This window comes from Janibacter limosus NBRC 16128 (assembly GCF_001570985.1).
Classification (GTDB): domain Bacteria; phylum Actinomycetota; class Actinomycetes; order Actinomycetales; family Dermatophilaceae; genus Janibacter; species Janibacter limosus.
The window spans coordinates 1-9,984 of sequence record NZ_BCSS01000062.1 but is presented as its reverse complement, the minus strand read 5'-3'; the positions used below and the strand labels follow the sequence as shown (position 1 = coordinate 9,984).

At 72.4% G+C, this 9,984-nt stretch carries 10 protein-coding genes; 2 read left to right on the top strand and 8 right to left on the bottom strand.

Annotation, left to right across the window (positions count from 1 at the left end):
* The 7 genes from JLI01S_RS15630 to JLI01S_RS15600 form a co-directional block, all read right to left on the bottom strand.
* A partial coding sequence (locus JLI01S_RS15630) for a DUF6297 family protein (protein WP_245634655.1) occupies positions 1-791 on the bottom strand: 791 nt, incomplete at its 3' end.
* Positions 784-1,407 (bottom strand): ABC transporter ATP-binding protein, encoded by a 624-nt coding sequence (locus JLI01S_RS15625; protein ID WP_068266341.1) that lies wholly within the window; start codon positions 1,405-1,407, stop codon positions 784-786. The genes JLI01S_RS15630 and JLI01S_RS15625, both read right to left, overlap by 8 nt.
* Positions 1,408-1,409: 2 nt before the next feature.
* Positions 1,410-2,294: a carboxylating nicotinate-nucleotide diphosphorylase gene (gene nadC / locus JLI01S_RS15620; protein WP_068266340.1), complete on the bottom strand. Its 885-nt coding sequence runs from the start codon at positions 2,292-2,294 to the stop codon at positions 1,410-1,412.
* Complete coding sequence (locus tag JLI01S_RS15615) at positions 2,291-4,024, bottom strand: L-aspartate oxidase (RefSeq protein ID WP_218005532.1); 1,734 nt, start codon at positions 4,022-4,024, stop codon at positions 2,291-2,293. Before JLI01S_RS15615 ends, nadC begins: the two co-directional genes overlap by 4 nt.
* Complete coding sequence (panD, locus tag JLI01S_RS15610) at positions 4,017-4,463, bottom strand: aspartate 1-decarboxylase (RefSeq protein WP_068266338.1); 447 nt, start codon at positions 4,461-4,463, stop codon at positions 4,017-4,019. Before panD ends, JLI01S_RS15615 begins: the two co-directional genes overlap by 8 nt.
* A 56-nt stretch (positions 4,464-4,519) precedes the next feature.
* A complete protein-coding gene (gene panC / locus JLI01S_RS15605) occupies positions 4,520-5,428 on the bottom strand; it encodes a pantoate--beta-alanine ligase (protein ID WP_068266337.1) in 909 nt (302 codons plus the stop codon).
* Positions 5,425-6,321 carry a Rossmann-like and DUF2520 domain-containing protein gene (locus JLI01S_RS15600; RefSeq protein ID WP_068266335.1) on the bottom strand — a complete coding sequence of 299 codons (897 nt, stop codon included), beginning with the start codon at positions 6,319-6,321 and terminating at the stop codon, positions 5,425-5,427. The genes panC and JLI01S_RS15600 overlap by 4 nt, the downstream gene beginning before the upstream one ends.
* Positions 6,322-6,415: 94 nt before the next feature.
* Here JLI01S_RS15600 and JLI01S_RS15595 point away from each other — a divergent pair, with 94 nt between their 5' ends.
* Positions 6,416-7,354, top strand: a complete 939-nt coding sequence (locus JLI01S_RS15595) for an SAM-dependent methyltransferase (RefSeq protein ID WP_068266333.1) — start codon at positions 6,416-6,418, stop codon at positions 7,352-7,354.
* Here JLI01S_RS15595 and JLI01S_RS15590 read toward each other — a convergent pair.
* Positions 7,337-8,566 (bottom strand): SGNH/GDSL hydrolase family protein, encoded by a 1,230-nt coding sequence (locus tag JLI01S_RS15590; RefSeq protein ID WP_169797351.1) that lies wholly within the window; start codon positions 8,564-8,566, stop codon positions 7,337-7,339. The genes JLI01S_RS15595 and JLI01S_RS15590 overlap by 18 nt on opposite strands.
* Before the next feature lie 54 nt (positions 8,567-8,620).
* Between JLI01S_RS15590 and JLI01S_RS15585 the strand changes: the two genes are divergently transcribed.
* Positions 8,621-9,802, top strand: coding sequence for an NADH-quinone oxidoreductase subunit D (locus JLI01S_RS15585; protein WP_068266328.1), 1,182 nt, complete (start codon positions 8,621-8,623; stop codon positions 9,800-9,802).
* Positions 9,803-9,984: the final 182 nt, after the last annotated feature.

Below are 9,984 nucleotides of genomic sequence, written 5' to 3'. Positions count from 1 at the left end.
CGGCGGGCGAGGGCGTGGGCCTCGTGGAGCAGGACGCCCGGCAGGGCACCGCCGGCACCGGGGCGGCTGGCGTACCTCCCGCGTCGGGCGAGGCGACGACGCGCGGCCAGCACCTCCAGGGCCACCGTGTCGAGCATGAGCGTGGCGGCAGTCACCGCCTGGACCACCTGCCCGGCTCGGGCCAGCTCGCCATCAGACACGGCCCGGGCGGCCTGGGCCACCCCGAAGGAGCCTCCCTGCCGACGCAGGGTGATGGGCGTGAGGAGCAGGCAGACGAGCAGGCCGACGACCGCACACGCGACGACGGAGACGACCGGGACCGCGACCAGCCCCGACCCGCTGGCCAGGGCAAACCCCACGAGGACACCCCACGAGGCTCCGGCCACCACCGCGACGAGCAGCACCTGCAGGACCCGGCCGCGCAGCAGGAGTCCCCGGTCCGCGGGCGTGGACAGCAGCCAGCTCGCCTGCCCCGGGTCCGCGGACACCGGCCCGACCGCCCGCAGTCCGAGCACGGCCGCGAGGAGTCCGAGGGCTGCCGCGGCGAGCGCCACCACGTCATGGCCGCCGGGTCCGAGGCACACGGCGGTGTCGCAGTCGGGACGCAGGATGGCCGGCCCCGTGGCGGCGAAGAGCATCGTCAGCAGCGTCGCGGCGATGAAGAGCCCCACGTACCAGTCCTGGACGACCTGCAGCGGACTGGGCGCGTGGGTGGCCCGACGACGGGCGCGCACGACCTCCCGGGCGGCCTGCCGGTCGCCGACGAGCGACTCGGTGCTCACCTCAGACATCACCCTCGAGGGTCACGATGCGGGCACCGCTGCGCCGCACCACCTCCGGGTCGTGGCAGGCCATGAGTACGGCTCGGCCAGAAGGGGCGTGACCGGCGAGCCAGTCACCGAGCCAGGCGCGCCCCGTGTCGTCGAGCCGCTGCTCCGGCTCATCCACCAGGAGCAGCGCCCACGGCCGCACCATGGCCGTCGCCAGCGCGAAGCGCTGCGCCTGGCCCGACGACAGGGTCCCGGGTAGCTGATCGGCGACGTGGTTGATCTGTGCCTCGTCGAGCGCGCCCGCGACGATCGCATCGGGGTCGTCCACGGAGTGTCCCCGCGCGAGGAGGTCGAGGTGCTCGGCGACCGTGAGGTCGGGCAGGACGCCGAGGTCGCCGAGCAGGGCGCACACGGCGCGCCTGGTCTGCGGCTGACGGGTGTCGAGCCGGTGCTCGCCGAGGAGCACCTCCCCTGCGTCCGCGGTGTCCGCGCCGACCACGCAACGCAGAGCAGTCGACTTGCCGACACCATTGGGCCCGACGAGGGCCACGACCTCGCCCGCGGCAACCTCGAGGTCCAGACCGGTGAGCACGGATCGGCCACCGAACCCCTTGGCCAGACCCTTGATGCTCAGCATGGTCAGGCGAGGTCGAGCGCGAGATCGATGATCGGCGAGGAGTGGGTCAGGGCGCCGACGCTCATGAAGTCGATCCCCGTGGCCCCGTACTCGGCGGCGACGTCGAGGGTCAGGCCACCGGTCGCCTCGAGCTCCACGCTCTCGCCGCGCGCCTGCGCCCAGGTCCTCGCGGCGTGGACGGTCGCACGCAGCAGGTCGGTGGACATGTTGTCGCACATGAGGAAGCGGGAGCCGGCCGCGAGCGCCTCGAGTGCCTGCTCGGTCGTCTCCACCTCGACCTCGACGGTCACGTCGGGATACCGCTCACGGATGGCGGTGTAGGCAGCGCCCACTCCCCCGGCCGCGTGCACGTGGTTGTCCTTGACCATCGCGACGTCGAAGAGACCCATCCGCTTGTTGGTCCCGCCGCCCGCCCGCACGGCGTACTTCTCCAGGGCGCGCAGGCCGGGGGTCGTCTTGCGGGTGTCCAGGACGGTGCAGCCGGTCCCCTCGAGCGCGTCCGCCCAGCGTCGGGTGTGCGTGGCGACGCCTGACAGCCTCGACATGATGTTGAGCAGGGTCCGCTCGGCCATGAGCACCTGCTGCGTCGGCCCGTCGAGGACGGCGATGACGTCCCCGGGCGCCAGGCGCGTCCCGTCCTCGATCCGCACGTCGAGCGAAGGGGAGGTCCCGCCGGTCCTCGCGGCGACCCCCTCCAGCACGAGGGCGATGACCGGCCCACCGGCGAGGACCCCCGACTCGCGAGCCACCACCTGGCCGGTGGCGAGCTGGTCCGCGGGGATCGTGGCGGTGCTCGTGACGTCGAGCCCACGCGGACCAAGGTCCTCCTCGAGCGCGATGTCGACGAGCCGACGGGCCTCGTCGGTCGGGAAGTCGGGCGTCGTCACTGCGTCCCCTCCAGCGGGTCGTCGTCGGCTGCGTCCTCGTCGCCCTGCGGCCACGCGAGGTCGACGTCGAGCTTGATGACGGCGAGCTCGCCGTCGCCGGGGTCGCGCACCTGCAGCAAGTGGGCAGCCCACCCGGCGTCGTCGTGCTCGGGGTGGTCGCGACGCACGTGGCCACCTCGTGTCTCCTCGCGCAGGTACGCGGCCGTGGCCAGCGCCTGCCCGAGGTGGAGCAGGTTGCTCGTCTCCCACGAGAGGGGGCCGGGCTCGGCGGTGTCCGAGGCCAGCTCGGCCAGTGCGGCCAGCTCGGCGAGCGCGCCGCTCGTGGACTCGGCGGAGCGGAGTGGGCCGACGCCGTGCGTCATGATGCGCTGCACCTCGCTGCGGTGACGGGCGTCGAGGAGGCTGGCGCTCCCTTCGCCCGTCGTCGTCGTGGGCGGCAGCTCGCCGGCGGCCAGCCGCTGCGTGAGGTCCTCAGCGATGCGGTGGGCGAAGACCAGGCCCTCGAGCAGGGAGTTGCTGGCGAGCCGGTTGGCCCCGTGGACCCCGGTGCACGAAGTCTCGCCGCAGGCGTAGAGGCCGGGCAGGTTGGTGCGACCACGCAGATCAGTGCGCACCCCACCTGAGGCATAGTGCTGCGCGGGCGCGACCGGGATCGCCTGGGTCGCCGGGTCGATCCCGAGCTCGCGGCAGCGCGCGACGATGGTCGGGAAGCGCTGCTCGAGGAAGTCGCCGCCGAGGTGGCGGGCATCGAGGTAGACGTGGTCGACGCCGGTCGCCCCCATGCGCTCGAGGATGCCGCGCGCGACCACATCCCGTGGAGCGAGGTCGGCCATCGGGTGCAGTCCGGTCATGAAGGCCTCGCCCGCCTCGTCGATGAGCACGGCGCCCTCTCCCCGCACGGCCTCGGAGATCAGCGGCTGCTGCCCGGTCGCGCCCTCCCCCAGGTGCAGGACCGTGGGGTGGAACTGGACGAACTCCAGGTCGGCGAGCGCGGCGCCGGCCCGCAGCGCGGCTGCCATGCCGTCACCCGTGGCGACCGGCGGGTTGGTCGTCGCCGAGTAGATCTGACCGAGGCCACCGGTCGCGAGGACGACGGCGCGGGCGTGGGCCGCCCCGATCCCGTCGATCTCGCCCTCACCGATGACGTGCACCGTGGCTCCGCCGACGCTCCCGTCGGCGGTCGTGAGCAGGTCGACGACGAGCGCGTGCTCGATGATCTCGATGCCGGGGTCGGCCCGCACGGCTTCGAGCTGCGCGATGAGAGCGCGCGAGATCTCGGCACCGGTCGCATCGCCGCCCGCGTGGGCGATCCGGTCGCGGTGGTGTCCCCCTTCGCGCGTGAGGGTGATCTCGCCGGCCGCATCGGTGTCGAAGCGTGCCCCGAGCCCAATGAGCTCGCGCACCCGAGCGGGGCCTTCGGTGACGAGAACCTCGACAGCGGCCTCGTCGCACAGGCCGACGCCCGCGACGAGCGTGTCGTCGAGGTGTTCTTCAGGCGAGTCCTCCGGGGCGAGCGCTGCGGCGATGCCGCCCTGCGCCCACCGGGTGGAGCCGGCCGACAGCTCGGTCTTGGTGACCAGCAGGACGCGGTCGACGTGCTCACGCAACCGCAGTGCGCAGGTCAGTCCCGCGATGCCGGACCCGACGACGAGGACATCCGCCTGCGTCGTCCACCCCGGAGTCGGGGAGGTCAGGAACCTCGGCAGGGCGACCGGAGCCGGGTCATGCACCTGGGGCGCCGTCCCCAGCGTGGTCGCGGTGGGTGACCGCCGAGGTCTTCAGCCCGTAGCCCTCGGGCACATCGCCCGGGTCGTGGTACTGCTCGACGATCCTGTTGTCACCGTCGACGAAGACGACATTGGGCTCGAAGGTCCGCGCCTCCTGATCGTCCATCGCGGCGTAGGCGATGATGATGACGATGTCCCCCGGCGAGACCAGCCGGGCCGCCGCGCCGTTGATGCACACGATGCCGGTGCCGCGCTCGCCCTCGATGGCATAGGTCGTCAGACGGCTGCCGTTGTCGACATCGACGACATCGACCTGCTGGCCGGGGAGCATCCCGGCAGCGTCCATCAGGTCCATGTCGATGGTCAGCGACCCGACATAGTGCAGATCGGCCTGGGTGACCGTGGCCCGGTGGATCTTGCTGTGGAGCATGAAGCGCTGCACGAGGGTGTCCTTCGTCTCGGCGGATGACCGGGGGTCATTCTCTCAGAGTGAGCGGATCAGTCCCGCGGCGCGGCGTCCGGGTCGTCCGAGAAGACCTCGCGGGCTCCCCCACCGGGGCCGACGAGGACAGGTGTGTTGTCGATGAGTCGGGTCGTGCCCACCTTGGCCGCGACGGCGAGGAGGGCCTCTCCCTTGTACCACTCGGGCACGTGGTCGAGCGTCGTCGGATGGACGAGCACGAGGTAGTCCACGAGCGCGAGCGGCTCCCCGACGAGGACCTCGCGGGCCGCCCGCCGGATCGCCGAGGGGCCCTCCTCCGCCCTGGCCGCCCCGGCCCGCAGCGCGCGGGAGAGCACGAGCGCGGTCTGGCGGTCGCTCTCGGAGAGGTACATGTTGCGGCTGCTGAGGGCCAGGCCGTCCTCCTCGCGGACGGTCGGCACGGCGACGACGCTCGCGGGGAAGTCGATGTCGCGCGCCATCCGGCGGATGAGCAGGAGCTGCTGCGCGTCCTTCTGCCCGTAGTAGAAGAGGTCGCCCCCGGTCAGGTGCATCAGCTTGCCGACGACGGTGAGCATCCCGTCGAAGTGCCCCGGTCGGGACTGCCCCTCGAGCACATCGCCGAGCGGGCCCGCGGAGATGCGCACGCCCGGGTCACCGTCCGGGTAGATGACATCGGGAGTCGGGGCAAAGACGAGATCGACGCCCTCTCGCGTACAGATCTCCAGGTCCGCGTCGAAGGTCCGCGGGTAGCGCGAGAGGTCCTCCTTGGGCCCGAACTGCAGCGGGTTGAGGAAGATCGTCACGATGACGTGCTCAGCGCGCTCGCGGGCGGTGCGGATGAGCCGGGCATGGCCCTCGTGGAGCGCCCCCATCGTCATGACGACCGCGACATCGCCGCCGGTGAGGGCGGCGCGGGCAGGTGCCAGCTCGTCGCGTGTGCGGGCGACGACGGGTGCGGCGGTCATCGGGTCTCCTCGTCGAGGGTGGTCAAGATGGTCTGGGCAGCATCCTTGCGCAGCCGGCCGGTGCGCGAGGCGCGCAGCGCGGTCGCCCGGGCCTGCGCCCGATAGGCAGGACCGATGTCCTCCGAGAGGGAAGACAGCTCGCTCAGGTGCGCGGCCACGGTACCCGCGTCGCCTCGCGCCACGGGTCCGGTGAGCGCTCCGTCGCCGGAGGAGAGCGCGTTGTCCAGGCTCGCCTGGAGCAGCGGGCGCAGGACGTGGTCAGCGGGCTCGATGCCCGCCGAGCGCAGGATCTCCATCGCCTGGGCGACGAGGGTGACGAGGTGGTTGCTGCCGTGGGCAAGAGCTGCGTGGTAGCGACCGCGGGCCTCCTCGGGCACCCACACCGCCTCGCTGCCCATCTCGACGACGAGGGCTTCGGCAACCGGGCGCAGCGCCTCCGGCGTGGTGATGCCGAAGCAGCACTCGGTGAGCCGGTGCAGGTCGAGGCTGGTCCCGGTGAAGGTCATGGCCGGGTGGATCGCCATCGGCAGCAGCCGGTCGGCGACAGGAGCGAAGGGGGCCAGCCCGTGCCTGCCGGAGGTGTGGGCCACGAGCTGCCCGGCCACCCAGGTGTCGGTCGCGTGCAGCCCGGCGACGAGATCGGCCAGAGCGTCGTCGGGGACGGCGAGGAGCACCAGCTGGGCCGACTGCACGACCTCGGGCACGGGCAGCACGGGCACGCCCGGCAGGAGCACGTCGGCACGCTCGCGCGACTCCTCGGAGACGGCAGAGACGGCGACGACCTCGTGGCCGGCAGAGCGCAGGGCCGCGCCGAGGACGGCGCCGACCCGACCGGCGCCGACCACACCCACCTTGAGGGTGGGACGCGCAGGGACCGGGGGTGGCGCAGGCATAGTCACCGGCCAGACGCTACCCGGCAGCCGCGGCCCCCTTCGCATCTCCTCGAGGTCGTGCGCCCGAGAGGCGTCCTTCCATAAGGTCATGCGCATGGCGCGGACGTGGGAGCAGGCGTGGGGCGAGGCCCTGTACGGAGAGGGCGGCTTCTACCGGAGGGCCGAGGGCCCGGCCGGCCACTTCGCGACCTCCGCCCAGGGGCCGGCCGCAGACCTGCTGGCGACGACCCTCCTCGAGCTGGCGCGAAGGGAGTCCCTCACGACGATCATCGACGTCGCCTGCGGGCGGGGCGAGCTCCTGAGCAGCCTTGCGTCCCAGGCCGATCCGTCGATCCGCCTGGTCGGCGTGGACATCGTCGAGCGTCCGGACCGGCTGCCCGCCCGTGTCGAGTGGAGGCGTTCGCCCGGGGGCGCCGAGGTCCCCGACCTCGGCTCGCCCATGGACGCTCTCGTCCTCGCCCACGAGTGGCTCGACGTCGTGCCCTGCCCGGTCGCACAGGCAGATGGACAGGGTCGGCTGCGCACCGTCCTCGTCGGCGACGACGGCGCCGAGACGCTCGGTGACCTCCTGCCAGGACCGGACCGCGACTGGTCCGACAAGCACTGGCCGGGCCCCCACGCGCCCGGTGACCGGGTGGAGGCCGGGCGCACCCGGGACGCCGCCTTCGCCGCCCTCATCGACCGCGTCGGCTCCGGGCTCGTGGCTGCGGTCGACTACGGACACCTGCGCGACTCCCGCCCACCGCTCGGAACGCTCGTCGGCTTCGCCGCCGGCAGCGTCTGCCTCCCCGTCCCTGATGGGAGCTGTGACATCACCGCCCACGTGGCGATGGACTCGCTCGGGGCGGACGAGCTGCACACACAGGGGGACCTGCTGCGTGACCTGGGCCTCGACGGCACCCGCCCGCCGCTGGAGCTGGCTCGCACGGATCCGGCCCGCTATCTCGCCGCTCTCTCCTCGGCCTCGCAAGCAGCGGCACTCACGGGCTCGGGGCCCGGCGGCTTCGTGTGGGCGCTACGACGCGTCCGGTGACGAGGTGGCGGGCCGGGTGACGTCCTCCGCCGGCGGGGCGAGGATCTCGAGGAAGCTGTCGGCGATGAGCGGCTGCCCGGCGGCCGACGGGTGCAGACCGTCGATGAAGTAGCGGGACCCCGGGTCTGCGGGCGGCAGGACCACCGACAGGTCGACGAAGCTCACCCCGTCGTGGCCGGTCATGGCGTGCATCTGCTGCAGGTATCCCGACCACGTCGGCCCACCGGCACCCGGCTCCGGCGTGAACCAGCCGACCAACAGGATCGGCCCCTCGTAACCCATGCCCCGCGCCTGCTGGATGAGGGAGTCCAGGCTCCGGCCGAACTCCGGCGCCGGGATGCCGGCTCGAAGGTCGTTGAACCCCAGGGGCACGAGGAGCAGGTCGGGATCGAGGGAGAGCGAGTCCTTCAGGTACGACGGGGTCTGGGCGATGGTCCGGGCCGACACCCCGGAGCGGGACGCGTCGAGCACGTGGACGCACCGGTCCCGGTCCCCGCGGAAGGGGGTGAGGTCGGTGACCGTAGCCCACGACGAGCTGCTCCGCGGCAGGGCATTGCGCACCGTGACGGTGTGGACGCCCGGCCCGAGGTCTCCCGACGACCACACCTGGCGCTCGGCCTGCGGGTCGGTGTCCGTCGACACCACACCGTCCGCGGGGACCTGCCCGTCGATCTCGATGCTCAGCGGCCCCCCGGCGAAGCGGGTGCGGTAACCGACGTCCACCGAGTCGGCCGTGACGGTCCATGTCACGGCACCCCCCGGCTTGAGCGTGCGGCCTCGACCGCCGGGGCCGAGCGTGGGCGCGGGCACGGTCGCACCAATGACCACGGGGTCGGGAAGCGTGGGGGCCCGGTAGTCAGCCGGCACGAGCGAGGTGGTGCCCTGCCACCCGCCGGGAGTCGTCGGGCAGCCCGGCGTGCCCGATCGCGTGCGCAGCCCTGCCTGCAGCCGGTCGACCCACCGCCGCTCGAGGTGGCCGGCCAACCCATAGCCCTCGCTGACCGAGTCGCCGAGGACGACGAGCCGTGCGGGATCGCGGTCGTCGCGTCGCACGGCGTCGAACCATGGATCCAGCACGGCCGGGGACTCGACCGACGCGACACCGGTGGCGCTCTCACCTTCGCCGGAGTCATCGCTGCAGCCCGCGAGCAGGCCGAGGCCGAGCGCGAGGGTCACCAGCCCCGCGCCCGCTGCTCGTCGCTGGCGTCCCACCCGGCCATCGTGCCAAAGGACCCGCCGCACACGGGCTGGCGCATACTGGCGGGCATGACGAGCACCCCGGGCCCCGCAGGCACCCGGACCCTCGACGTCGGGGTCGGCGACGGATCCCTCGCGAGCGCCGACATGGTCCTCAACATCGGCCCGCAGCACCCCGCCACGCACGGGGTCCTGCGCTTGCGGGTCGTCCTCGACGGCGAACGCATCGTCTCCGCGGACCCGATCGTGGGCTACATGCACCGTGGCGCCGAAAAGCTCTTCGAGGTGCGTGATTACCGGCAGATCACCGTCCTGGCCAACCGGCACGACTGGCTCTCGGCCTTTGCCAACGAGCTCGGCGTCGTGCTGGGCGTCGAGGCGATGCTCGGCATGGAGGTGCCCGAGCGGGCCACGTGGGCGCGCACCCTGCTCGCCGAGCTCAACCGGGTGCTCAACCACCTGATGTTCCTCGGCTCCTACCCGCTCGAGCTCGGCGCGATGACGCCGATCTTCTACTCCTTCCGCGAGCGCGAGGAGATCCAGGCCGTCATGGAGGAGATCTCCGGCGGGCGGATGCACTTCATGTTCAACCGCGTCGGCGGACTCAAGGAGGACCTGCCCGCGGGGTGGCTCGACCGGGTGAGCGCGGCGGTCGCTGCCGTGCGTGCCCGCATGCCGCAGCTGGAGTCGCTCATCGCCGGCAACGAGATCCTCGACGCCCGGACGCGGGGCATCGGCGTCCTCTCCCCCGAGCTCGCCTGCGCCTACGGCGTCTCCGGGCCGATCGCTCGCGCGAGCGGCGTCGACATGGACCTGCGACGCGATGCCCCGTACCTGACCTACGGCGAGCTCTTCGGCGCAGGGGGCCCCGGCCGCGTCGTCACCCGGACCGCAGGCGACTCGCTGGCCCGCCTCGAGGTCCTGCTGGAGCAGACGCACGTGAGCCTCGACCTGGCCGATGCCTGCGTGGAGCGGCTGCGCTCGCTGGAGCGAGGGCCGATCAACCTGCGTCTGCCCAAGGTGCTCAAGGTGCCCGAGGGCGAGCGCTACACCGCGACCGAGGGTCCTCTGGGGCTCAACGGGTACTACCTCGTCTCCCGGGGGGACAAGACCCCGTGGCGGCTGAAGCTGCGCTCGGCCTCCTTCAACAACGTCCAGGTCCTGCGTGAGCTGTTGCCCGGGTGCCTGGTGGCGGACATGGTCTCGGTCCTGGGCTCGATGTTCTTCGTCGTCGGCGACGTCGACAAGTAGCGACTCGATCCCTCGCGACGTGGATCACGTGACCGGCGGGTAATAAAACCTGAGAAAAGGTTGTGAGCGCACTCAGGTATCGGTAAGTTGACCGTTGATAGGCGCCCTCCTCTTGGTGTGGCGCGACCACAGATTCCAAGGGGAAGACATGGCCAAGCGCCTCAAGACCCGCCTCTCGGCGG

Coding starts and splice junctions, on each gene's coding strand:
- JLI01S_RS15600 (WP_068266335.1), bottom strand. CDS start 6,321: ATGCCTGCGCCACCCCCGGTCCCTGCGCGTCCCACCCTCAAGGTGGGT.
- JLI01S_RS15585 (WP_068266328.1), top strand. CDS start 8,621: ATGACGAGCACCCCGGGCCCCGCAGGCACCCGGACCCTCGACGTCGGG.
- panC (WP_068266337.1), bottom strand. CDS start 5,428: ATGACCGCCGCACCCGTCGTCGCCCGCACACGCGACGAGCTGGCACCT.
- JLI01S_RS15625 (WP_068266341.1), bottom strand. CDS start 1,407: ATGCTGAGCATCAAGGGTCTGGCCAAGGGGTTCGGTGGCCGATCCGTG.
- JLI01S_RS15595 (WP_068266333.1), top strand. CDS start 6,416: ATGGCGCGGACGTGGGAGCAGGCGTGGGGCGAGGCCCTGTACGGAGAG.